This is a genomic window from Streptomyces sp. NBC_01298 (assembly GCF_035978755.1).
In the GTDB taxonomy this organism is placed as follows: Bacteria; Actinomycetota; Actinomycetes; order Streptomycetales; family Streptomycetaceae; genus Streptomyces.
The window spans coordinates 3,205,890-3,228,588 of the sequence record NZ_CP108414.1 but is presented as its reverse complement, the minus strand read 5'-3'; the positions used below and the strand labels follow the sequence as shown (position 1 = coordinate 3,228,588).

Below are 22,699 nucleotides of genomic sequence, written 5' to 3'. Positions count from 1 at the left end.
CCGGACGCGGCGCGGAGCGCTAGACGGTGAGGACGACCTTGCCGAACAGATCGCCCGATTCCAGCTTCTCGAATCCCTCGCGGGCCCGGTCCAGCGGCAGGGTCTCGTCGATCACCGGGCGGACGCCGGTCGCCGCGCAGAAGGACAGCAGATCCTCCAGCTCGTCCTTCGAGCCCATCGTGGAGCCGACCACCTTGAGCTCCAGGAAGAAGATCCGGGTCAGCTCGGCGTGCGCCGGGTGGTCCCCGCTGGTGGCGCCCGAGATGACCAGGGTGCCGCCGGGGCGCAGGGACTTCACCGAGTGCGACCAGGTGGCGGCGCCGACCGTCTCGATGACCGCGTCGACCCGCTGAGGGAGCCGCGCTCCGGGCTCGTAGGCCTCTACGGCGCCCAGCTCGACCGCGCGCTTGCGCTTGGCCTCGTCGCGGCTGGTCGCGAAGACCCGCAGGCCGGCCGCCTTGCCGAGGGCGATGGCCGCGGTGGCCACCCCGCCGCCCGCGCCCTGGACCAGGACGGAGTCGCCGGGACGGACGCCCGCGTTGGTGAAGAGCATGCGGTACGCGGTGAGCCAGGCGGTGGGCAGGCAGGCGGCCTGCTCGAAGGAGAGCTCCGCGGGCTTGCGCAGGACGTTCCAGGCGGGGACGGTGACCTGCTCGGCGAAGGTGCCCTGGTAGCGCTCGGTCAGGATCGAGCGGGGCTCGTCGGGGCCGACTCCGTGGCCGCTCTGGCCGATGACGGAGTGCAGGACGACCTCGTTGCCGTCCTGGTCGATCCCGGCGGCGTCACAGCCGAGGATCATGGGGAGCTTGTCCTCCCCGAGGCCGACCCCGCGCAGCGACCACAGGTCGTGGTGGTTGAGGGAGGCGGCCTTGACGTTCACGGTCACCCAGCCGGGGCGGGCCCGCGGGGCTGGGCGTTCGCCCAGCACGAGGCCGTTCAGCGGCTGGTCACGGTCGATTCGGGCGGCGTAGGCAGCGAACATGGCCGCGAGGCTACCGGTCGGTAGCCCGGGGATCCAGGCCCCGCCCCGCCCGCGGGCTGGATGTGGCCGGCCGCGGACCGGATGCGAACGCCGGCGGCCCGGGAACGGCAGCGGGGCCCGGCCGAATGGTTCGGCCGGGCCCCGCTTCCGTTCAGCTGTCGCAGCGCCTACGCCAGGCGGGCCACGCCGTCGGCCTTGGCCGCCGCGGCGACCGCGGCCGTGACGGCCTCGGCGACGCGGGCGTCGAACGGCGACGGGATCACGTAGTCGGCGGCGAGCTCGTCACCCACGACACCGGCGATGGCGTCGGCGGCGGCGATCTTCATGCCCTCGGTGATCCGGGTCGCGCGGACCTTCAGCGCACCCGCGAAGATGCCGGGGAACGCCAGCACGTTGTTGATCTGGTTCGGGAAGTCCGAGCGGCCCGTGGCCACGACCGCCGCGTACTTGTGCGCGACGTCGGGGTGGACCTCCGGGTTCGGGTTGGCCATGGCGAAGACGAAGCAGTCCTTCGCCATCGTCGCCACCGCGGCCTCGGGGACCGTACCGCCGGAGACGCCGATGAAGACGTCCGCGCCGGCGAGGGCGCTCTCCAGGGAACCGGTCTGGCCGGTCTTGTTCGTCAGGCCCGCGATCTCCGCCTTGACGTCCGTCAGGTCGGAGCGGTCGGCGGAGACGACGCCCTTGCGGTCGGTGACGCACACGTCGCCGATGCCCGCGTCCACGAGGATCTTGGCGATCGCGATGCCCGCGGCGCCGGCGCCCGAGATCACGGCGCGCAGGTCGGCGAGGGTGCGACCGGTGAGCTTCGCGGCGTTGCGCATGGCGGCCAGCGTCACGATGGCCGTGCCGTGCTGGTCGTCGTGGAAGATCGGGATGTCCAGCGCCTCCTGGAGGCGGCGCTCGATCTCGAAGCAGCGGGGCGCCGAGATGTCCTCCAGGTTCACCCCGCCGAAGGACGGCGCGAGGCGGATCACGGTCTCGATGATCTCGTCCGTGTCCTTGGTGGCGAGCGCGATCGGAACCGCGTCGACGCCACCGAACTGCTTGAAGAGAATGGCCTTGCCCTCCATCACGGGGAGGGAGGCCTCGGGCCCGATGTCACCGAGTCCGAGCACGGCCGTACCGTCGGTGACGACGGCGACCACGTTGGACTTCCAGGTGTACTCGTTCACGAGCTCGGGCTGCTCGGCAATGGCGCTGCAGACCTTCGCAACGCCGGGCGTGTACGCCAGGGACAGGTCGTCCTTGTTGTGGACCGGCACGGTGGCCACGATGGCCATCTTGCCGCCCCGGTGCAGCGCGAACACCGCATCCGGGTTGTTGTCCGTCACGCTGTCGCTGCGAGGATTGACGATCTCCGCTGCCACTGTCTTAACCCCTTATGTCTTTGAATCGTTGAGGGTGGCCACTCCTGGTTAAGGGGTGGGCGGGCACCGCGTCCGTCTTCTTGGCGACGGTTGTAGGCCCGTCTCCGTGAAGGGGAGGTTCGTACGCGCGGGCGCGCCGCACGCGCGCCCTGAGCCCCGGATGAGGGGTGTAAGGATCTGTTCTACCCGAAGAACACTCACCCAGACGAGTCGATTCCCGCTCAAGTGTCAGGTCCTTGTCCCGGTTTTGGCGAAAAGTCCAAACCTCTCTGTCCGATGGGCGAGACGCGCCGTAAATCGTGCGGCAAAAGGCCCAGGTCACGGCCGTTCGTGCGGCTCTGAGGGGCCTTGTCCGCAGTCCTGTTGGGTACGAAGCGGCTGCCGTTATCCGATTTTGACCTGACGGGCTGCCTGAATGACTCAGTCCGAATGGCAAGATGCCCCTAATCACACAAGGTCGCGACACTCGATGGGGCGTGCCCGACCGCATTTCGACGCTTTCCACCTGCCGGAGGAACCAGCTCATGACCGCAAGCACCACCCGCCGTACGACCGCCGCACGGTCCCGGATCGCCGCGGTCGGCGCGATCGCGGTCGCCGGCGCCCTGATCCTCACCGGCTGTGGAGACCAGACCGAGAAGAAGGGGTCCGGGGACGCCACCAAGTCCAACGCCGCCCCCCTCTTCTCCGCCCTGCCGAAGAAGATCCAGGACGCGGGCGTCATCAAGGTCGGCACGGACGCGGCGTACGCGCCGATGGAGTTCACCGAGGGCGGCAAGATCGTCGGTGTCGACCCCGACATCGCCGAGGCCCTGGGCAAGCAGCTCGGTGTGAAGTTCGAGTTCGCCTCGGGCAGCTTCGACGGTCTGATCACCTCGATCTACACCGGCCGCCAGGACGCGATCATGTCCTCCATCACGGACAACGAGAAGCGTCAGAAGGGCCTCGACGACGCCGGCAAGCAGATCGGCAAGGGGATCGACTTCGTCGACTACTTCTCCTCCGGCGTCTCGCTCCTCGTCAAGAAGGGCAACCCGCAGGGCGTCAAGTCCCTGGACGACCTCTGCGGCAAGACGGTCGCCGTCCAGCGCGGCACGACGTACGAGGACACCTTCAAGGCCCAGGCCACGAAGTGCGGTGACAAGAAGCTCACCATCGAGGCCTTCGACACCGACGCCGAGGCCCAGACCCGCGTCAAGGCCGGCGGCGCCGTGGCCGACCTGAACGACTTCCCCATCGCCGCGTACGCCGCGAAGACCTCCGGCGGCGGCAAGGACTTCGAGGTCGCGGGCCAGCAGTCCGACGTCGGCCTCTTCGGCATCGGCGTCAGCAAGGAGAACACCCAGCTGCGCGACGCCCTCAAGCAGGCCCTCGACGCGATCATCAAGGACGGCTCCTACGCCAAGGTCCTGGAGAAGTGGAACGTCAAGGACAGCGCCGTGCAGTCGGCGACGGTCAACGCAGGCAAGTGACCCGTGCGGACCGGGGGCGCCGACGCCCCCGGTCCCTTGTTCCTGAGCTCCACTGAAGGGCAGTCATTGTGACTGACAAGATCGACAAGGATCCGGCCGCGACCCCGCCCGCCGGGCCCGGCGCCTCGGGTACCCCGTACGAGGCCATCAAGGCAATCCCCGTGCGGCACTACGGCCGCTGGATCAGCGGCGCGGTCGTCGTCGTCCTGCTGGGCTGGCTCGTCTACGCCTTCTCCCAGGGCAACGTGATCTGGGGGACGGTCGGGGACAAGCTCTTCGACCCCTCGATCATCGCGGGCCTCGGCAACACCGTGATCATCAGCGTGTCCGCGATGGCGCTGGGCCTGGCGCTCGGCATCCTCTTCGCGGTCATGCGGCTCTCGAAGAACCCGGTGACGAACACCGTCGCGTGGCTCTACATCTGGTTCTTCCGCGGCACCCCGGTCTACGTACAGCTGCTGGTGTGGTTCAACCTGTCGCTGATCTTCCAGTACGTGAACCTCGGCCCGATCTACAAGCAAGAGACCGTCGAACTGATGACCCCGTTCATGGTCGCGCTCCTGGGCCTCGGCCTGAACGAGGGCGCGTACATGGCGGAGATCGTCCGTGCGGGCATCCAGTCCGTCGACGAGGGCCAGAGCGAGGCCTCGCACGCACTGGGCATGACCCAGACGCAGACCATGCGCCGCGTGGTGCTCCCGCAGGCGATGCGCGTGATCATCCCGCCGTCGGGCAACGAGTTCATCAACATGCTGAAGACCTCGTCCCTGGTCTCCGCCGTGCAGTACACCGAACTCCTGCGGGCCTCGTCGAACATCGGCTCCACGGCCGGCGCCATCATGGAGATGCTGTTCGTCGCCTCCATCTGGTACCTGGCCCTGACCAGCGTGTTCAGCGTCGGCCAGTACTACCTGGAGCGCCGCTACGCCCGCGGTTCGCTGCGCTCCCTGCCGCCCACGCCGTTCCAGCGGCTCAAGGCCAACCTGAACATGTTCCGCCGTACGGAGGTGGCGAAGTGACCGCCCAGCCGATGGTCAAGGCCGAGGCCGTCCACAAGTCGTACGGCCCCGCCCACATCCTGCGGGGAATCGACCTCGAAGTCGCCCCCCGCGAGGTGTTCTGCCTGGTCGGCCCGTCCGGCTCCGGCAAGTCCACCTTCCTGCGCTGCATCAACCACCTGGAGCGCATCAACGCCGGCCGGCTCTCGGTCGACGGCCAGCTGGTCGGCTACCGCGAGAAGGCCGGAAAGCTCTACGAGCTGAAGGACAGCGAGGTCGCGGCCCAGCGCCGGGACATCGGCATGGTCTTCCAGCGCTTCAACCTCTTCCCGCACATGACGGCCATCGAGAACGTCATGGAAGCCCCGGTCATGGTCAAGGGCGAGAGCAAGGCCGTCGCCCGGGCGCGCGCCGTCAAGCTCCTGGACCGCGTCGGCCTCGGTGACAAGGGCGGGAACTACCCCACCCAGCTCTCCGGCGGCCAGCAGCAGCGCGTGGCCATCGCCCGCGCGCTGGCGATGGAGCCGAAGCTGATGCTCTTCGACGAGCCCACCTCGGCGCTCGACCCGGAGCTCGTCGGCGACGTCCTCGACGTCATGCGGGACCTGGCCGAGTCGGGCATGACCATGATCGTGGTCACCCACGAGATGGGCTTCGCCCGCGAGGTCGGCGACAACCTCGTCTTCATGGACGGCGGTGTCGTGGTCGAATCCGGCCACCCCCGCGAGGTCCTGGGCAACCCGCAGCACGACCGCACGAAGGCCTTCCTCTCGAAGGTCCTGTAAGGGCGGCGGCGCTCCACGTGTGAGGGGCGGTACGGAGATCCGTACCGCCCCTCACGCGTGCCCGGGCCGCACGGGCCGGGGCCTACTTCAGGGCCAGCACCAGTGCGTCGGAGGGCGAGCGCCAGACCGTACGGGCCTCCGCGAAGCCGGCGCCGCGCAGCGTGGCCGTGTGCCAGGAATCCGGCGGGGTGTCGCCGTCGGCGTGCTCCCCGTAGATCTCGAAGCGGGCCCTGGTGGGCTCGGCGAGCGCCGGGTCGGCGGCCGCGAGCTCCCACCACTCGCGCCAGTCCAGGGCCCCGCCCGCCTTCGCCCGGTCCATGCCGGCGTGCCGGTGGGCGCGCTCGGCGGCGTTGATCCGGGGGGTGGCGGGGTCGGGCATGTGGTCGGCGTTCATGAACACCCCGCCGGGGCGCAGCAGGGGCGCGAGCTGCCCGTAGAGGACTGCGAGGTCCTCGCTGGGCAGCCAGTGCAGGGCGGTGGCCGTCAGGACGGCGTCGAAGGAGCCCTGGGGGAGGGCCGCGCGCCAGTCGGGGTCCTTGAGGTCGGCCGTCACGAAGGTGACGCGGGGGTCGCCGGCGAAGTGGCCGCGGGCGATCGTCAACAGCGCGGGGTCGAGGTCCACGCCCGTACTGGTGGATTCCGGGAACCGCTTGAGCACGCGGTCCGTGATACTTCCCGTACCGCACGCGAGATCGAGGACCCGGGGGGCGGTGCCGACCAGCGCCTCCACCATGTCCAGCATCACCCGGAACCGCTCCTCGCGGTCCGGCATGTACCACTCCTGCTGCCGGTCCCAGCTGTCCTGCCAGGCCTGCCAGGCCTGTCGGCCGGGTGGAGCCGTATCGGAGTGTGCCGCGGTACCGGAGTGGGCTGTTTCCGCCACGAATGCCTCCATGCGTAATACCCTCGAACATGTCTCAGCCGTTACCGGAGACACTAATCCGCAGCCGTAAGGACTACAAGTGGAACTGGCCCATTACTCGGACTACGCCGTGCGCCTGGTCAACACCGAGGAGCCGGCCCGCAACAAGGACTCGCTCACCTCCGTGGACGCCGTCCGCGCCCTCTTCGGCGCCAGCGTGCAAATGGCCCGCCGGGTCACGGACGGCGACGTCACCCGCTTCCGCAACGTCCGCGGCCGGCTGCGCACCGTCTTCGAGGCCGCCGACGGCGGCGACCACGTCCTCGCCGTCGACCTGCTCAACTCCCTGCTCATGGAGTTCCCGGTGAGCCCGCAGGTCTCGGGGCACGAGACGCTCGGTGAGCACGGCGGCCCGAACTGGCACATCCACCTGGCCGACCACCCCTCCAACGCCTCCGCCGGCTACGCCGCGATCGCGTGCTTCGGGCTGGCCTTCCACCTCACCGAGCACGGCCCCGACCGGCTCGGCCTGTGCCAGGCCCCGCCCTGCCGCAACGCCTACCTCGACACCTCCACCAACCGCTCCCGGCGCTACTGCTCCGACCGGTGCGCCACGCGCGCCAACGTCGCCGCCTACCGCGCGCGCAAGCGGGTGGAGGCCGAGGAGTCCGCCCGCAGCGGGCGCAGCGCCGTGGAAGCCCAGGAGAGCCACGCCCTCAGCGAGCGCTGATCCCCCGCCGCGTGCTCCGGCCGGGGGCGCGGCCGGAAGCGGACCAGGGCGGTCGCCAGCACGAGCTCGTCGGGGACCGCACCGTAGTCATTGCTGTCGCCCGTCGCGTTGTACGGGTTGTCGCCCAGCACCCACCAGCCGCCCGGCCGCCGCTCCGCCGCCCGCTTGACGACCAGCAGGTCCTGCTGGAACGGATGGCGCAGCACCACCACGTGGCCCGGCCGCACGGGGGCCCCGTAGCGGACCAGCACCTGGTCCCCGTTCTCCAGGGTCGGCGCCATCGAGGGGCCCCTCACCTCCACCGTGCCGATGCTCTTCAACGGCGATTCCCACTCCCGCGCCCGGCCGCGCGAGCGCGTGCTCCCCGCCATCCGTGGCCTCCTCACCCGTGCCCGTGCACTCTCCGTGCCATCCCGCATGCTGCCGCACTCTTCCGTACATTCGGTCACCGGCCCGGGCGCACCCCTGGACTTTTGTCCCAACCGCACGGGGGCGCCCGCGAAATCGTCTTTCTCACGGAGTAATCTCCCCCTTGAGAAGACGATCACGAGGAGGACAAACTCCATGCTTTCCCGCCTCTTCGCCCCCAAGGCGAAGGTCTCCGCCCACTGCGATCTTCCGTGCGGCGTGTACGACCCTGCCCAGGCCCGCATCGAGGCCGAGTCCGTCAAGGCCGTGCAGGAGAAGTACCAGGCCAACGACGACGCCGACTTCCGCGCGCGCGCCATCACCATCAAGGAGCAGCGCGCCGAGCTCGCGAAGCACCACGTTTCCGTGCTGTGGAGCGACTACTTCAAGCCGCCGCACTTTGAGAAGTACCCGCAGCTGCACACCCTGGTCAACGACACCCTGAAGGCCCTGTCGGCCGCCAAGGCGTCGAACGACCCGGCGACCGGCGCCAAGGCGCTGGAGCTCATCGCCGAGATCGACCGCATCTTCTGGGAGACCAAGGCCGCCTGATCGGACTTTCCCGTCCGATCGGATCCGCCTTGTCCCGCGGGACGATGACGAAGGGGCCCGACCGCATCGCGGTCGGGCCCCTTCGTCGTGCGCGGGGGCCTACTCGGCCTACTCGTCTTCGTCGTCCTCGTCGTCCAGGCGGGCCAGCCACGTGGCGAGGCGTTCCACCGGGACCTCGAAGTCCGGGTTCAGATCGACGAAGGTGCGCAGCTGCTCGGCGAGCCACTCGAAGGTGACCTCCTCCTCGCCGCGCCGCTTCTCCAGCTCCTCGATGCCGCGATCGGTGAAGTACAAGTCGGGCTCCGTGCGGTGGTCGGGTGTTCGGGTGTGTCCCGTCAGGATAATCCGCCGCCCGCGGGGGGCCGGACCCGACCTGACCGCTTTCCGCCGTTCGCGGAGCCCCTCGCCAGGGCAGGGATGGAGGGTCCGCGGCGGGAGGCATGCATGGAACACCCCGAGCCGAGCGACGGCGTGCTGAGGGCCCTCGGTTCCACCGAGCCGTCCGCCGAGGGCACCGCGCTGGTGTGCGGCGTACGGCGGGCCCGGCGGCTGCGGCTGCTGCGGGAGCTCGCGCAGCTGCCCGGCGCCCGCGCCGGGGAGGCGGGCGAGCACTGGGCCCTGCTCGAGGAGGCCGGACGGCGCGACCCCCGCGCGGTGGGCGACGTGGTGCACTATCCGGCCACCGGGCTGTGGGCCGAGGAGACGCTGGGCCGGCTGCGCACGCGGCACGGACCGCACGCCGACCTCGGACACCTCGGGGCACTGGCCGCCGCCGCCGCGCTGCGCGCCGGGATCGGCTTCAAGATCACGCTGAGGCCCGCGCACGGACGCCTGGTCCTGCCCACCCTCGGACTGCTGCGCCCGGACCGGCCGGGCCCGATCGCCCTGACCGAGGGCTCCTGGGACCCCGGCAACCCGGAGGCGCTGGCCCTGCACGCGCTGCCCGACGGCCGTACCGCCCTGGACGACCTGGACCCGTACCGCGCCCCGGGTGCCGTGCCCGCCGCCCGCCGGCTCACCCCCAAGGGGCACAAGCGCTGGGACACCCAGTGGTCCGGGGCCCTGACCCTGCTGCGGCGCTACGACACCGCCCGCGCGGAGGAGACCGGCAGGCTGCTGCGCTGCCTGGTCCCGCTGTCCGGCATCTCCCGGTCCTACGGCGGAACCCTGCCCGCGGCGGCGGGCTCCGTCCTGGCGCGGGCGCAGCCGCCGCCCGCGCTGGCCGCGACCCTCGTGTTCGAGGTCCAGCACGGGAAGCTCGCGGCCCTCGCGGAGGCGCTGCCGCTGCACACCGCCGACCGCACGGCACGCTACTGGGCCCCCTGGAGGGACGATCCACGGCCGCTGGAGGGGCTCCTGAGGGGCGCGTACGCGCATCTCGGGCTGGCGGGCTACTGGCAGCGCGCGGCGCTCTACGGGGCCAGGGGGGCCTGGGCGCAGCACGCGCGGGTGCGGGCGCAGGTGGCGGCGGTGCTGCCCGTCCTGGTGTCCTCGCCGGAACTCACCCCGGGGGGCCGGGTGTTCGTCGAGGCGATGGCTGCCGCGGAGCAGGCCATGGACGGCGTGTCCTCGCCGGGGACGCGGTACGCGGTGGCCCGCGGGGTGGTGGAGCGGGACCGGGCCGCATGGTGCGCGGCGCACCCCAACCTGGCCGCGTACGGGGTCGGCTGACGGCTCGGGGCCGCCGCTGCGCGGGGAAGGTCCCCTACCCGCCCTTCCACCGTTCCCCGGGGCTCCGCCCCGGACCCCGGTCCTCAAACGCCGGACGGCTGAAAGCCCGGAAGGCCCGGCTCCCCGAGGGGGGCCGGGCCTTCCACTGTTCGAGCAAGCGCGGTGCTTAGGCCTCGAAGACCTCGTTCAGGAGGAGCTGCTGCTCCGCCTGGTGGCGCTTGGCCGAGCCGACCGCCGGGGACGAGCCGTGCGGGCGGGAGATGCGCCGCAGGCGCTCGCCGGCCGGGATGTCCGCGCCGACCGCCAGGTCGAGGTGGTCGATCAGGTTGAGGGCGATGAAGGGCCACGCGCCCTGGTTCGCCGGCTCCTCCTGGGCCCAGATGTACTTCGCCGCGTTCGGGAACTTGGCGATCTCCGCCTGGAGTTCCGCGCCCGGGAGCGGGTACAGGCGCTCGATGCGGATGATCGCCGTGTCGGTGATGCCCCGCTTCTCGCGCTCCGCCTCGAGGTCGTAGTAGACCTTGCCCGCGCAGAAGACGACCTTGCGGATGTCGTTCGGGTCACCCGCTCCGGAGGAGACGCGCGTGTCGCCGATGACCGGACGGAACGAACCGGTCGTGAACTCCTCCGCCTTCGACGCCGCCGCCTTCAGACGCAGCATCGACTTCGGGGTGAAGACGATGAGCGGCTTGTGGTGCGGGTTGTGGACCTGCCAGCGCAGCAGGTGGAAGTAGTTCGACGGGAGCGTCGGCATCGCGACCGTCATGTTGTCCTGCGCGCACATCTGCAGGAAGCGCTCCGGGCGGGCCGAGGAGTGGTCCGGGCCCTGGCCCTCGTAGCCGTGCGGCAGGAGGAGCGTGACGCCGGACGTCTGGCCCCACTTCTGCTCGGCCGAGGAGATGAACTCGTCGACGACGGTCTGCGCGCCGTTGACGAAGTCGCCGAACTGGGCCTCCCAGAGGACCAGCGCGTCCGGGCGGGCCAGCGAGTAGCCGTACTCGAAGCCCATGGCCGCGTACTCGGAGAGCAGCGAGTCGTAGACGTTGTAGCGGGCCTGCTCGTCCGACAGGTAGAGCAGCGGGGTGTAGTCCTCGCCGGTCTCCCGGTCGATCAGGACCGCGTGGCGCTGGCCGAAGGTGCCGCGGCGGGAGTCCTGGCCGGACAGCCGGACCGGGGTGCCCTCCATCAGCAGCGAGCCGAAGGCCAGGGTCTCGCCCATGCCCCAGTCGATGGTGCCGTCGTCGATCATCGCCGCGCGGCGCTGCAGCTGCGGCAGCAGACGCGGGTGGACGGTGACCGTGTCCGGGATGTTGACCTGGGCCTCGGCGATCCGCTTGACGACCTCCTGGGAGATCGCGGTGTTCACGAAGACCGGGAACTCCTGCGCGACCTGCGCGGGCGCCACCGGGGCGACCGCGGGCTGCGTGGCGGCCTCGCGGACCTCCGCGAAGACCTTCTCCAGCTGGCCCTGGAAGTCCTGGAGCGCCTGCTCCGCCTCTTCCAGGGTGATGTCGCCGCGACCGATGAGGGACTCGGTGTACAGCTTGCGCACCGAGCGCTTCTTGTCGATCAGGTCGTACATCAGCGGCTGCGTGAACGCCGGGTTGTCCGACTCGTTGTGACCGCGGCGGCGGTAGCAGATGAGGTCGATGACCACGTCCTTGTTGAACGCCTGACGGAACTCGAAGGCGAGCCGCGCGATGCGGACCACGGCCTCCGGGTCGTCGCCGTTCACGTGGAAGATCGGCGCCTCGATCATGCGGGCCACGTCGGTCGCGTACATCGAGGAACGCGAGGACTCCGGGGCGGCGGTGAAGCCGACCTGGTTGTTGATGACCACGTGCACGGTGCCGCCGGTGCGGTAGCCGCGCAGCTGCGACATGTTCAGCGTCTCGGCGACGACGCCCTGGCCCGCGAAGGCCGCGTCGCCGTGCAGGGCGACGGGCAGGACCGTGAAGTCCGTGCCGCCCTTGTTGATGATGTCCTGCTTGGCGCGGACCACGCCCTCCAGGACCGGGTCCACCGCCTCCAGGTGCGAGGGGTTCGCGACGAGCGAGACCTTGATCTGCTCCCCGTCCAGGCCCGTGAAGGTGCCGTTGGCGCCCAGGTGGTACTTGACGTCGCCGGAGCCGTGCATGGACTTCGGGTCGAGGTTGCCCTCGAACTCGCGGAAGATCTGCGCGTACGACTTGCCGACGATGTTGGCCAGCACGTTCAGGCGGCCGCGGTGGGCCATGCCGATCGCGACCTCTTCGAGGCGGGCCTCGGCGGCCGAGTCGATGACGGCGTCGAGCAGCGGGATGACGGACTCGCCGCCCTCCAGGGAGAAGCGCTTCTGGCCGACGTACTTCGTCTGCAGGAAGGTCTCGAAGGCCTCCGCCGCGTTCAGCCGGCGCAGGATCCGCAGCTGCTCCTCGCGCTCCGGCTTGGAGTGCGGACGCTCGATGCGGTCCTGGATCCAGCGGCGCTGCTTCGGGTCCTGGATGTGCATGAACTCGACGCCGGTGGTGCGGCAGTACGAGTCGCGCAGCACGCCGAGGATGTCGCGGAGCTTCATCATCGACTTGCCGGAGAAGCCGCCGACCGCGAACTCGCGCTCCAGGTCCCACAGGGTGAGGCCGTGCTCGGTGATGTCGAGGTCGGGGTGCTTGCGCTGCTTGTACTCCAGCGGGTCGGTGTCGGCCATGACGTGGCCGCGGACCCGGTAGGAGTGGATCAGCTCGAAGACGCGGGCGGCCTTCGTGACGTCGTCGTCGTGCGAGGCGTCGATGTCCCGGAGCCAGCGGACCGGCTCGTACGGGATGCGCAGCGCCTCGAAGACGTCGTCGTAGAAGCCGCTCTCGCCGAGCAGCATGTTCGCGACGACGCGCAGGAACTCGCCGGAGGCCGCACCCTGGATGACCCGGTGGTCGTAGGTCGAGGTCAGGGTCATGACCTTGGAGATGCCCAGCTTGTTCAGGGTGTCCTGCGAGGTGCCCTGGAACTCGGCGGGGTAGTCCATGGAGCCGACGCCCATGATGACCGACTGTCCGGGCATCAGGCGGGGCACGGAGTGGACGGTGCCCAGGCCGCCGGGGTTGGTGAGGGAGACCGTCACCCCGGTGAAGTCGTCCATCGTGAGCTTGCCGATGCGGGCCCGGCGGACAATGTCCTCGTAGGCCTGCCAGAACTCGAAGAAGTTGAGGGTCTCGGCCTTCTTGATGCCGGCGACGACGAGCTGGCGGTCGCCGTTGGGCTTCACCAGGTCGATCGCGAGGCCGAAGTTGATGTGCTCCGGCTTGACCAGGGTCGGCTTGCCGTCCTTCTCCGCGAAGGAGTAGTTCATCGACGGCATGGCCTTGATGGCCTGCACCATCGCGTAGCCGATGAGGTGGGTGAAGGAGATCTTCCCGCCCCGGGCGCGCTTCAGGTGGTTGTTGATGACGATGCGGTTGTCGAACAGCAGCTTCACCGGGACGGCGCGGACGGACGTGGCCGTCGGCACTTCCAGCGAGGCGTTCATGTTCTTGACCACGGCCGCCGCCGGGCCGCGGAGCGTCACCAGTTCGGGGCCTGCGGGGGCCTCGGTGGCGGGCGCGGCCTTCTGGGGGGCTACGGAGGGGGTGGCGGCCGGAGCCGGGGAGGCGGGGGCTGCCGGTGCGGCGGCGGCCGGGGCCTGGGAGGTGACAGTCACAGCAGGGGCACCAGAGGGGGTGGCAGGTACAGGGGCAGGTGCTGACACGGGCGTCGTGGGCGCTGCGACGGGGGTGGCGGGCGCGGGGCTCGCAGTCCCTGGGGCGGCGTCGGAAGCCTGCGGAGCCACGGCGGTGACGGGGGCGGCGGCCTGTGCGGAGGCGCCGTCCGTCGTCGTCGAGGCAGGGGGAGCGGGCCGGTCCGTGGGCTTATCCGCCTTCACCGGAGCGACAGCGCCACCCGGCTTGTAGTCGGCGAAGAAGTCCCACCAGGCCCGGTCGACCGAGTTCGGATCCTGGAGGTACTGCTGATAGATCTCGTCGACGAGCCACTCGTTCGCGCCGAAGCCCGGGGCGGGGTTCTTCCCGCCTGATCCTGCTTCGGTCGTGGTGCTCGGGTTACTGGGGGACTGTGGCGACACGGCGGCAACCGCCCTCTTCCGCTTCACAAGGTATGGACAGCGGGAATAAAGGCTACGCCTCCCGGGCCGTGTGATGCAGACCGGGCGGGACTTACGTCGCGTAGGTCACATCGAACGGCGGGTTTCACCACCAGGAATGGCGGGAAACAAGCGTGGTTCGGGCAGGAGACACCGCGGTTGCGGCCCCCTGGCTTCGCACCCCTGACGGACCCCGGCGCGTGTGGCCGAGATCATGTCCTTCCCACTCGAACCCTACGTCAACTCGATGCCTGCGAGCTGCCCGGAAGTGTGACAAGGATCCGGCATCCCCGCGATGATTCGGCCACTCCGATGTGGCCCCCGTGCAGGCCGACCGCCCAGCGGGCGATGGCCAGGCCCAGCCCCGTACCGCCGTCGCCGCCCCGCGCGCTGCCCCGGTTGAACCGCTCGAAGACCCGGTGGCGCTCCGACTCCGGAATTCCGGGACCTTCGTCCCGCACCTCCAGCTCGAGGCTTCCGGGCGCGTCGCCCGCCCGGGCATGGACCGTGACCCGGCCGTGCGGGGGGCTGTGCTTGACCGCGTTGTCGATCAGGTTCGCCACGACCTGGTGCAGCCGCTCGGCGTCCGCGTACGCCGTCAGGTCCGGCGGGGACACGTCCAGGTGCAGGTGGACGTCGTTGCGGGTGTGCCCGCCCGAGCCGGAGGACAGCCCCGGCCGGCCGGCGGCCGCCAGGCCCGACTCCTTCAGCACTCCCGACAGGTAGGGCCACACCTCGAAGCGGCGGGCCCGCAGCGGCACCACCCCGTTGTCCACGCGGGAGAGGTCCAGCAGGGTCTCCACCAGCCGGCCGAGCCGCTCGGTCTGCTTCAGGGCCGTGCGCATCGTCTCCGGATCGGCCGCGGAGACCCCGTCCACCACGTTCTCCAGCACCGCCCGCAGGGCCGCGATCGGGGTGCGCAGCTCGTGCGAGACGTTCGCCACGAGCTCCTTGCGGTGCCGGTCCACCGCCTCCAGGTCGTCCGCCATCAGATTGATGGTGGAGGCCAGGTCGCCCAGCTCGTCGCGGCGGCCCGCCCCGCGCACCCGGCGCGTGTAGTCCCCGTGGGATATCGCGCGGGCCACGGTGGTCATGTCGTCCAGCGGCGCCGTCAGACTGTGCGCCACGAACTGGGTGATCAGCATCGAGGCGATCACCGAGAACACCGTGATGAAGCGCACCTCGGTGGCCGTGCGCAGCGCCACCATCAGCAGACCCGTGGTGATGAAGACCGACACCACCACGAGCGTGCCCAGCTTGGTCTTGATCGAGAACGGGGAGAAGGGCCGCAGCACCCCGGGCGGCCGCTGCCCCGGCGACCGGTAGCCGCTCACGGCTGCGCCGGGGTCTCCAGGGCGTACCCGACGCCGTGGACCGTACGGATCCGCTCGGCGCCGATCTTCCGGCGCAGCGCCTTGATGTGGCTGTCGACCGTACGGGTCCCGGACGCGTCGGCCCAGTCCCACACCTCCGCGAGCAGCTGCTCCCGCGAGAGCACCGCCCGCGGGGTCCCGGCCAGGCACACCAGCAGGTCGAACTCCGTCGGCGTCAGGTGCACGTCCTCGGTGTGCACCCGGACCCGGCGCTGCGCGTGGTCGATCTCCAGATCGCCCAGGCGCAGCGTGGCCCCGCGCGGGGCGTGCGCGGCCAGCGTGGCCCGCTCCACTCGCCGCAGCAGTACGTGGACCCGCGCGGCCAGCTCGCGCATGGAGAAGGGCTTCGTCATGTAGTCGTCGGCGCCGACCCCGAGGCCCACGAGCATGTCGGTCTCGTCGTCCCGGGCCGTGAGCATCAGCACCGGAACGGGCCGCTGCGCCTGGACCCGGCGGCAGACCTCCAGGCCGTCGAAGCCCGGCAGCATGACGTCCAGGACCAGCAGCTCCGGCAGCCAGCCCTCGGCCGCGGCGACGGCCGCCGGCCCGTCCGCGGCCGTCTGCACCTGGAAGCCCTCGGCGCGCAGCCGGGCCGCGATCGCCTCCGCGATGGTGTGGTCGTCCTCGACGACGAGTACCCGGCGTTGCGCGCCCGGGGTGGCCGCGGCGCCGTTGTGGGTGGTGGTGTGCGTCTGTTCCATGTCCCGCCCCTGAAGATCCCGCGTGGTAGGGGTGCAGCGTAGAGGAGCGCTCGGGCTCCGGCTATGACGGGTTCGCTGCGCGGGTTCGTCGCGGGGGCCTCTGCCCCCGGACCTGCGGTTCAAACGCCGGCGAGGCTGGAAAATCCAGCCTCGCCGGCGTTTGAACCGCAGGTCCGGGGCGGAGCCCCGGGGGTTCTACGGGTCCGGGCAGAGCCCGGGGAACGGGGAAGGGCGGGTAGGGGACTCTGCCCCGCAGGGCTACATCGCTACAGGGTCAGGCCGTGGCCGTGCGGGAAGACCGGGTTCGCGGTGTCGTTGGGGACGTCCGGGCGGGAGGCCGCGACGGCCGCCATCGAGCGCGGGAGCTCGAAGGGCAGGCGCCCCGCGGCCACGGCCCGGCCGAAGGCCACGTCCAGGAGGGCCGCGTCGGAGGCGCCGTAGTCCGCGATCAGCGCGGCCGCCCGCTCCGCGATCTCGGGGATCACCGCGGCCCGCTCCAGGTTGATGCAGACCAGGGTCGGGACGGCGTCCAGGAGGGACAGGATCTCGGCGAGTTCCGGCTCGGGGAAAGCCAGCGAACCCGAGTGGAAGAAGGACTCGAAGATGTTCGTGCGGGGCTCGTGCGGCGTGCGCAGCCGCAGCACCGCCAGGTCCGCCTCGGCCGGGTCGGACACGACGTCCCCGTACGCCGCCGCGACGTCCGCGTCCACGTCCTTGACGTACAGCTTCGGCCGGCCGGACACCGGCAGGGTCTCCCCGGTGTTGGTGAGCACCGTCAGGGAGCGCCGCTGGGCCGCCGCGCCGGCCGCCGTGAAGTCGGCGCGGCCGACCGTCTCGGCCGCCGCGTCCGGGTCCACGTACGGGTTCTCGAACAGGCCGAGGGCGAACTTCTCGCGCAGCAGCCGGCGGACGGACGCGTCGATCCGGGCCTCGGTGACCCGGCCCGAGCGGACCATCTCGACGATGACCGCGGGGCACTGCTCGCCGCCGAACTGGTCCGAGCCCGCGTCCAGCGCGCGGGCCGCCCGCTCGGACACGCTCAGGTGCTCCAGGCCCCAGGCACGGGCCGGGTGCGGCTCGCCGAAGATCGTCGACTCGGTGAGCAGGCCCCAGTCGGTGCACACGATGCCCTGGAAGCCGAGCTCCTCGCGGAGCAGGCCGGTGACGACGCCCTTGTTGAAGCCGAAGCCGACCTCTTCCCAGTCGGTGCCGATGGGCTGGCCGTAGTACGGCATCATCTGCGAGCAGCCGGCCGCGATGGCCGCCTTGAACGGCTCCAGGTGGTGCTCGCGCATCCCGCCCGGGTAGACCTGCTCCTTGCCGTGCGCGAAGTGCGGGTCCTCGCCGTCCTTCTGCGGGCCGCCGCCGGGGAAGTGCTTGACCATCGCGGAGACCGAGGCCGCGCCGAGCGTCTCGCCCTGCAAGCCCCGTACGTACGCCTGGACGAGCTCGCCCGTCAGCTTCGCGTCCGAGCCGAAGGTGCCCGACTGGCGGGCCCAGCGGGGCTCCGTGGCCAGGTCGATCTGCGGGTGCAGGGCGACGCGGAAGCCGACGGAGAGGTACTCGCGCCGCATGATGTCGGCGAACTCGAAGACCAGCTCCGGGTCGCCGATCGCGGCCAGGCCGATCGCCTCGGGCCAGGCGGAGAAGGCGCCGGCGTTGAAGGAGGCGCCGACGTTGTCGGTGAAGGAGTGGCGGGGGTCGGTCGACAGGGTCACCGGGATGCCGAGGCGGGTGGCGGCGGCCATCTCCTGCACGGCGTTCTGCCATATCGCCATCTCGCGGGCGCCGTAGCTGCCGAGGAGGTTGAAGTGGGTGAGGTGGCGGTCCTCGATCAGCTCGGGGGTGGTGAACGGGAGGATCGAGCCGTCGGTCTCGGTGACCGGGGTGCCGTCCGGGTTCATCATCAGCATCGAGTGGAAGAGCTGGCCGGCCTTCTCCTCCAGGGTCATGCGGGAGAGCAGGTCCTCGACGCGGTCGTCGACGGGGAGGGAGGCGTCCCGGTAGGGGAGGGGGCCGGCGGGGGTGGCAGGGGTGGCCGGTGTGGCGTTCATGGCGGGGCTCCTGAGGGGGTCGGTCGCGCGGGAGGTCGCGGGGGTGGACGACTGATCGGGTGCGGGTGCGGGTGCGGGTGCGGGTGCCTGGGCGGGGGCGGCGCCGGGCCCCGTCGGGTGGCGGGCCGTCACTTCACCGAGCGGATCAGCTGTACGAGGGCGGCGCCGACGGCCGCCGCGATGCCGCCGACGAGGAAGAGGGCGCCGTAGTTGCCGCCTCCGCCGATGGCGAGGACGAACGGCGCGAGCATCGGGACGAGGGACTGCGGAAGGGCGTTGGCGATGTTGAGCACGCCCATGTCCTTGGCGGCGGTCTCCGGGTCGGGCAGGACGGCGGCCGCGAGCGCCACGTCGACCGCGAGGTAGAGGCCCTCGCCGAAGCCGAAGACGGCCACGGCGAAGAGGAACATCCCGAAGGTGCCCGCCGTGGCGATCAGCAGCAGCCCGACGCCGATGACGAAGGCGGAGGCGAGCACGAAGGGCTTGCGCCGGCCGGTGGCGTCGGACAGCCAGCCGCCGGCGAGGGAGCCGACCACGACACCGCCGACGGTGACGAGGGTGGTGGTGAACATCTTCGAGGCGACGTCGCCCTCGGCGACCCCGAGGCGGTCCATCAGGAAGTACACCTGGTAGCTGGTGACGCAGGCGATGCCGATGAAGACCAGGAAGCGGCTCGCGAAGTTCCACGAGTAGTCGGGGTTCTTGCGCGGGTTCACCCAGAAGCTGTGCAGGAACTCCCGCCAGCCGTACGGGGCCACGGACTCGGCGCGGGCCGGCCGGTCGGGCATCACCGCGGCCAGCACGCACACCCCGAGGACGCCGACGACGGCCGGGACGATGAAGGCCAGGGCCATGTTGTCCGTGAAGAGCTGCGCGAGGAAGCTGCCCGCGACCATCGAGACGGACAGCATCATGCCGACCATGCCGGAGACGCGGCCGCGCTGGTGGTCCGGGATCAGGTCCGGGATGCAGGCGGTGACCATGCACAGGGCGGCGTTGCAGCCGAGCTGCGCGATGGCCCAGCCGATGAGCAGCGTGGTGACGCTGGAGCCGAGGCCGACGACGGTCAGACCGACGGCGGCCACCGTCATGCCGCCCACGAGCCAGGGGCGGCGGCGGCCGAACCGGCTGGTCGTGCGGTCGGAGAGGGCGCCGAAGAGCGGGTTGCCGACGAGGGCGAGCAGCGCTCCGACGGAGAGCACCTTGCCGAGGGCGGCGCCGCGCTCGGCTTCCGGGACGATCTGGGCCACGCGCAGGGCCAGGGTCACGACGATCGGGGTGAAGACGGCGATGCAGACGCCGAGCTGGGCGGCGACCAGGCCGAAGATCAGCTTGGCGGGGGCGTCGGCGGGGGTGCCGGCTGGGGTGCCGGCCGGGGTGCCGACCGGGGCGTGGGCCGGGGCGGCGGCCGGGGTGGCCGGATTGGTTCGGTCGGTGGTCGCGTCGCGTGCGGTTCCGGGGTCCTGCGTGAGCGGCATGGGGGCTCCAACGTCTCCGCGTCGGCCTCGTCGCCGACCGGGCGGTTTCACCGTAGGCGCGAAAACCATGCACTCACTAGGTTTTCGCGCAGTGAGCTGGATCACTCCATCGGGATGGCCGGAAACAGTCGGGTTTAGGGTGGTCCGCATGGCACAGGACAAGGGCCGAACGGCCCCCAAGGCGGCGACCGCCCGGGGCGGCTACGCGGTGGGCGACGCTCGTCGGCAGAGGATCCTCGACACCGCCGTCGAGCACTTCGCGCAGTGGGGCTTCCACGCCTCCTCGCTCGCCCGGATCGCCAACGACTGCGGGATCACCCAGGGCGGCCTGCTCCACCACTTCCGCGGCAAGGAGGACCTGCTGCTGTCGGTCCTCGCGCAGAGCGAGCAGCACGACGTCGAGCGGCTCTTCAGCGGGCCCGCGGAGGAGCTGCCCGCGGTCTCCGCGCACTTCGCCGCGGTGGTCGCCCTCGCCGAGGAGAACGCCCGCCGGCCCGGGCTCGTACGGATGTACAACACGCTGGTCGGCGAGTCCGGGAACCCGGGGCACCCCGCGCACGCCTATTTCCGCCAGCGCTACGACCGGGTGCTCGGCTACAGCGTGGACCTGCTCCGGGCGGGCGTCGCGCGCGGGGAGGTACGGCCGGACACGGACTGCGAGGCTGTCGGCCGCGAGACGATCGCGGTGATGGACGGGTTCCAGATCCAGTGGGTGCTGGACCCGGAGGGCGTGGACATGGCGGTCCTGCTCCGCGGCTACCTGGACCGGCGACTGCGGGAGATCACGGTGGCGGGAGCGGGACTGTGACGGGGCGGTGCCGCAACGGTGCGGCTCGGCTCGTCGGGCCGATCGGGCGCGTCGGGCCGATCGGGCTCGTCGTGCCCGGTCAGCGCGGCTCGAAGGGCGGCAGGGAGCTCAGGACCCCCTCCAGGGGTCGTGGCAGCGTGGTCTGGGCGGCGGCGACCTCGTAACCGCCGTGCCGGAAGGCGTACGTGAACGCGTCGGCGACCGGCTGGGAGGGCATCGAGATCCGTGGCAGCCGGGGGAAGTCCGCCTGCCGGAGCGCGGTGCGCAGTTTCGCGAGGGCGGCCGCGGAGAGCTTGTCGCGGTCGACCGTCTCGGCCTTGGAGTTCAGCCGCTGGAACGATCCGTCACCCTTGATGATCAAGGTGCTGGCCTTTCCGCCGAGGCCCCCGCTGCGGGTGACCGCGAGCAGGGTCTCGTCGGCGCCGGGCGGCGAGGCGCTGGGTGCGGGGGCCGGCGCGGAGGTGCTGGGCGCGGGCTGCGGGGCCGGGCCGGTGCTACCGGTGCCCTGGCTCTGGCCGGCGCTCTGACCGGGGGACGCGGTCCCCGGGCCGTCCGTCGCCGTCCCGGAGGGGGCGCTGGTCGCGGGGCCGCTGCTCGCGCCTGTGCCCGTGCCCGTGCCCGGCTTCCGTGAGGACCCGTCCTGCGACCCGTCTGAGGAACAGCCGCTCAAGGCCGCCAGCACGGCCAGCGCCGCGGCCGCCGTCGCCGTCGCCAAGCCCACTCGTCCACCACGTGCTCGCACGCCCCACCCCCGCAGGTATCCGGCTCGAACCCCGAGTATGGAGTCAGCACCACCCGCACGGATAGCACCCGGAGGCCGACATCCGCCGCTTCGCCCCTTGGCGCTGGCTGCCGCCCCTCACCGCCTTCGCCCTCGGCCTCTGGGGCCTCGCGCGGGGCGGCTCCCTGTGGCGCGACGAGTCCGTCACGTGGCAGGTCGCGCACCGCCCGCTCGGGGAACTCTGGGAACTGCTGGGCCAGGTGGACGCCGTCCACGGCGTGTATTACCTCCTGATGCACGCGGTGTTCGCGGCGACGGGCACCGCCGCCTCCGACCCCGGGCTCTGGGCCCTGCGCCTCCCCTCGGTGGCCGCCACGGCCCTCGCGGCGTCCGGTGTGGCCGCGGTGGCCCACCGCCTGACGGATCCGCCGCCCGGCGGGGGGGCCTCCGGCCCGGGCGCACCCGACCGGTCCGGCGGCCCGGCCCGACCGGGTCGGCGCGCCGGTCTCGCCGACCGGGTCGCGGTGTCGGCCGGAGTCGCGTACGCCCTGCTGCCGCCCGTGCAGATGTACGCCCAGGAGGGGCGCTCGTACGCGTTCGTCGCCGCGGCCGTCGTCTGGGCCACGTACCTGATGCTGCGCGAGCGCTGGATCGCCTACGCGGTGGTGCTGGTGCTGGGTTGCTGGCTGCACGAGTTCGCCGTACTGGCGCTGCCCGCGCACGCCTTCGCCGCCCGGCGCTCGCGCGGCTGGCGGCTCGCCGCCGGGGCGGTGGTGGCCGCGCTGCTGCCGCTCGCGCTGGTCAGCGCGCGGCAGGCGCAGACGCAGCTGGGCTGGCTCGGGCGGCCGAGCTGGCAGGACTGGGCGGCGTACGGGGTCCTCGCGGCCACCTCGCTGCTCCTGGCCCGGGGGGCCTCGCGGGACCTCGTACGGGTCGCCCTGCCGCTGGCGCTGCTGCCGCCCGGGCTGCTGCTCGCGGTCTCGCTGGCGCACCCCTGGTACGTGGACCGGTACGTCCTCTACGCCCTCGCCGGCCTCGCCCTCCTCGTGGGGGCGCGGCTCGCCACGGCGCGGGGGTGGTGGGTGTGGCCGCTGGTCGGGGTCCTGCTCGTCCCCGTGGGGTTCTGGTCCGCGTGGCTGCGTACCCCCGAGAGCCGCAAGGACGACGCGCGGGCCGTGGCGGCGGCCGTCGCCGGACTCGCCCGCCCGGGCGACGAGGTGCTGTTCCTCCCCTCGCGGCGGCGCGAATGGCTGCTGTCCTCGCCGGAGGTCTACGGATCCCTGCGCGACCTCGCCCTGTCCCGCACGCCGGCGGCTTCGCGGAGCCTCCAGGGCGTGGAGCGGACCCCGGAAGAGATCCGGGCGGCCCTGCTGGACCCGGCCGTCGACCGGGTGGTCGCCCTGCTGGACCCGGCGGGGCAGCCGCTGGACGGCTACCCGGCGGAGGCGGTGAAACGCCAGACGCTGGTCTCCCACTTCGACCTGTGCTCCGTGACGGACGTGCGCGGCGCCCGCGTGGCCCTCTTCGCCAGACCGGGCGACTGCCCGTAGCTCCCGGCGGGTCGCGGGGCGGCCCGCCCAGGGCAAGCCGCTCCCGGAGCAGGGGCGTTCGCGGGGCGCGAGG

At 71.7% G+C, this 22,699-nt stretch carries 19 protein-coding genes; 8 read left to right on the top strand and 11 right to left on the bottom strand.

The window, feature by feature from the left end:
• Positions 1 to 19: 19 nt before the first annotated feature.
• Positions 20 to 982, bottom strand: coding sequence for a zinc-binding dehydrogenase (locus tag OG730_RS14275; protein WP_327304597.1), 963 nt, complete (start codon positions 980 to 982; stop codon positions 20 to 22).
• Between the two features lie 167 nt (positions 983 to 1,149).
• A complete protein-coding gene (locus tag OG730_RS14270) occupies positions 1,150 to 2,352 on the bottom strand; it encodes an NAD(P)-dependent malic enzyme (RefSeq protein WP_327304596.1) in 1,203 nt (400 codons plus the stop codon).
• Positions 2,353 to 2,876: 524 nt separating this feature from the next.
• Between OG730_RS14270 and OG730_RS14265 the strand changes: the two genes are divergently transcribed.
• The 3 genes from OG730_RS14265 to OG730_RS14255 all read left to right on the top strand — a co-directional run bounded on the left by OG730_RS14265 (position 2,877) and on the right by OG730_RS14255 (position 5,607).
• Positions 2,877 to 3,824 (top strand): ABC transporter substrate-binding protein, encoded by a 948-nt coding sequence (locus OG730_RS14265; RefSeq protein WP_327304595.1) that lies wholly within the window; start codon positions 2,877 to 2,879, stop codon positions 3,822 to 3,824.
• 68 nt (positions 3,825 to 3,892) lie between these two features.
• Positions 3,893 to 4,843, top strand: coding sequence for an amino acid ABC transporter permease (locus OG730_RS14260; protein ID WP_327304594.1), 951 nt, complete (start codon positions 3,893 to 3,895; stop codon positions 4,841 to 4,843).
• A gap of 11 nt (positions 4,844 to 4,854) precedes the next feature.
• On the top strand, positions 4,855 to 5,607 hold the full coding sequence (locus tag OG730_RS14255; RefSeq protein ID WP_327309262.1) for an amino acid ABC transporter ATP-binding protein: 753 nt from the start codon (positions 4,855 to 4,857) through the stop codon (positions 5,605 to 5,607).
• Positions 5,608 to 5,689: 82 nt separating this feature from the next.
• Here the strand turns inward: OG730_RS14255 and OG730_RS14250 are convergent, their stop codons facing one another.
• Positions 5,690 to 6,502, bottom strand: a complete 813-nt coding sequence (locus OG730_RS14250) for a methyltransferase domain-containing protein (protein ID WP_327304593.1) — start codon at positions 6,500 to 6,502, stop codon at positions 5,690 to 5,692.
• A 67-nt stretch (positions 6,503 to 6,569) separates the two neighbouring features.
• Between OG730_RS14250 and OG730_RS14245 the strand changes: the two genes are divergently transcribed.
• Positions 6,570 to 7,199: a CGNR zinc finger domain-containing protein gene (locus OG730_RS14245; RefSeq protein ID WP_327304592.1), complete on the top strand. Its 630-nt coding sequence runs from the start codon at positions 6,570 to 6,572 to the stop codon at positions 7,197 to 7,199.
• Here the strand turns inward: OG730_RS14245 and sodX are convergent.
• Positions 7,103 to 7,570 carry a nickel-type superoxide dismutase maturation protease gene (gene sodX, locus OG730_RS14240; RefSeq protein WP_327304591.1) on the bottom strand — a complete coding sequence of 156 codons (468 nt, stop codon included), beginning with the start codon at positions 7,568 to 7,570 and terminating at the stop codon, positions 7,103 to 7,105. The genes OG730_RS14245 and sodX overlap by 97 nt on opposite strands.
• Positions 7,571 to 7,763: 193 nt before the next feature.
• On the opposite strand from sodX, the gene sodN reads away from it, so the two are divergent.
• A complete protein-coding gene (gene sodN / locus OG730_RS14235; RefSeq protein ID WP_030709803.1) occupies positions 7,764 to 8,159 on the top strand; it encodes a superoxide dismutase, Ni in 396 nt (131 codons plus the stop codon).
• A gap of 108 nt (positions 8,160 to 8,267) precedes the next feature.
• On the opposite strand, the gene OG730_RS14230 is transcribed toward sodN, so the two are convergent.
• Entirely contained in the window at positions 8,268 to 8,453 is a 186-nt protein-coding gene (locus OG730_RS14230; protein ID WP_010061466.1) for a DUF6104 family protein, read from the bottom strand.
• Between the two features lie 150 nt (positions 8,454 to 8,603).
• Here OG730_RS14230 and OG730_RS14225 point away from each other — a divergent pair, with 150 nt between their 5' ends.
• On the top strand, positions 8,604 to 9,830 hold the full coding sequence (locus OG730_RS14225; RefSeq protein ID WP_327304590.1) for an aKG-HExxH-type peptide beta-hydroxylase: 1,227 nt from the start codon (positions 8,604 to 8,606) through the stop codon (positions 9,828 to 9,830).
• 166 nt (positions 9,831 to 9,996) lie between these two features.
• Here the strand turns inward: OG730_RS14225 and OG730_RS14220 are convergent, their stop codons facing one another.
• The 5 genes from OG730_RS14220 to OG730_RS14200 all read right to left on the bottom strand — a co-directional run bounded on the left by OG730_RS14220 (position 9,997) and on the right by OG730_RS14200 (position 19,547).
• Positions 9,997 to 13,923 (bottom strand): multifunctional oxoglutarate decarboxylase/oxoglutarate dehydrogenase thiamine pyrophosphate-binding subunit/dihydrolipoyllysine-residue succinyltransferase subunit, encoded by a 3,927-nt coding sequence (locus OG730_RS14220; RefSeq protein WP_327304589.1) that lies wholly within the window; start codon positions 13,921 to 13,923, stop codon positions 9,997 to 9,999.
• A 257-nt stretch (positions 13,924 to 14,180) separates the two neighbouring features.
• Positions 14,181 to 15,236 carry a HAMP domain-containing sensor histidine kinase gene (locus tag OG730_RS14215; protein WP_327309261.1) on the bottom strand — a complete coding sequence of 352 codons (1,056 nt, stop codon included), beginning with the start codon at positions 15,234 to 15,236 and terminating at the stop codon, positions 14,181 to 14,183.
• A 35-nt stretch (positions 15,237 to 15,271) separates the two neighbouring features.
• Positions 15,272 to 16,015, bottom strand: coding sequence for a response regulator transcription factor (locus OG730_RS14210; RefSeq protein ID WP_327304588.1), 744 nt, complete (start codon positions 16,013 to 16,015; stop codon positions 15,272 to 15,274).
• A 266-nt stretch (positions 16,016 to 16,281) separates the two neighbouring features.
• Positions 16,282 to 18,069, bottom strand: coding sequence for a glycoside hydrolase family 3 protein (locus OG730_RS14205; protein WP_327304587.1), 1,788 nt, complete (start codon positions 18,067 to 18,069; stop codon positions 16,282 to 16,284).
• Between the two features lie 128 nt (positions 18,070 to 18,197).
• The gene (locus tag OG730_RS14200) at positions 18,198 to 19,547 is read right to left on the bottom strand and encodes an MFS transporter (RefSeq protein WP_327304586.1); all 1,350 of its coding nucleotides are present in this window, start codon (positions 19,545 to 19,547) and stop codon (positions 18,198 to 18,200) included.
• A gap of 148 nt (positions 19,548 to 19,695) precedes the next feature.
• Here OG730_RS14200 and OG730_RS14195 point away from each other — a divergent pair, with 148 nt between their 5' ends.
• Positions 19,696 to 20,355: a TetR/AcrR family transcriptional regulator gene (locus OG730_RS14195; protein WP_327304585.1), complete on the top strand. Its 660-nt coding sequence runs from the start codon at positions 19,696 to 19,698 to the stop codon at positions 20,353 to 20,355.
• A 79-nt stretch (positions 20,356 to 20,434) separates the two neighbouring features.
• Here OG730_RS14195 and OG730_RS14190 read toward each other — a convergent pair whose 3' ends face one another.
• A complete protein-coding gene (locus OG730_RS14190; protein ID WP_327304584.1) occupies positions 20,435 to 21,070 on the bottom strand; it encodes a hypothetical protein in 636 nt (211 codons plus the stop codon).
• Between the two features lie 266 nt (positions 21,071 to 21,336).
• On the opposite strand from OG730_RS14190, the gene OG730_RS14185 reads away from it, so the two are divergent.
• On the top strand, positions 21,337 to 22,626 hold the full coding sequence (locus OG730_RS14185) for a glycosyltransferase family protein (protein ID WP_327304583.1): 1,290 nt from the start codon (positions 21,337 to 21,339) through the stop codon (positions 22,624 to 22,626).
• The last annotated feature ends 73 nt before the right edge of the window (positions 22,627 to 22,699 follow it).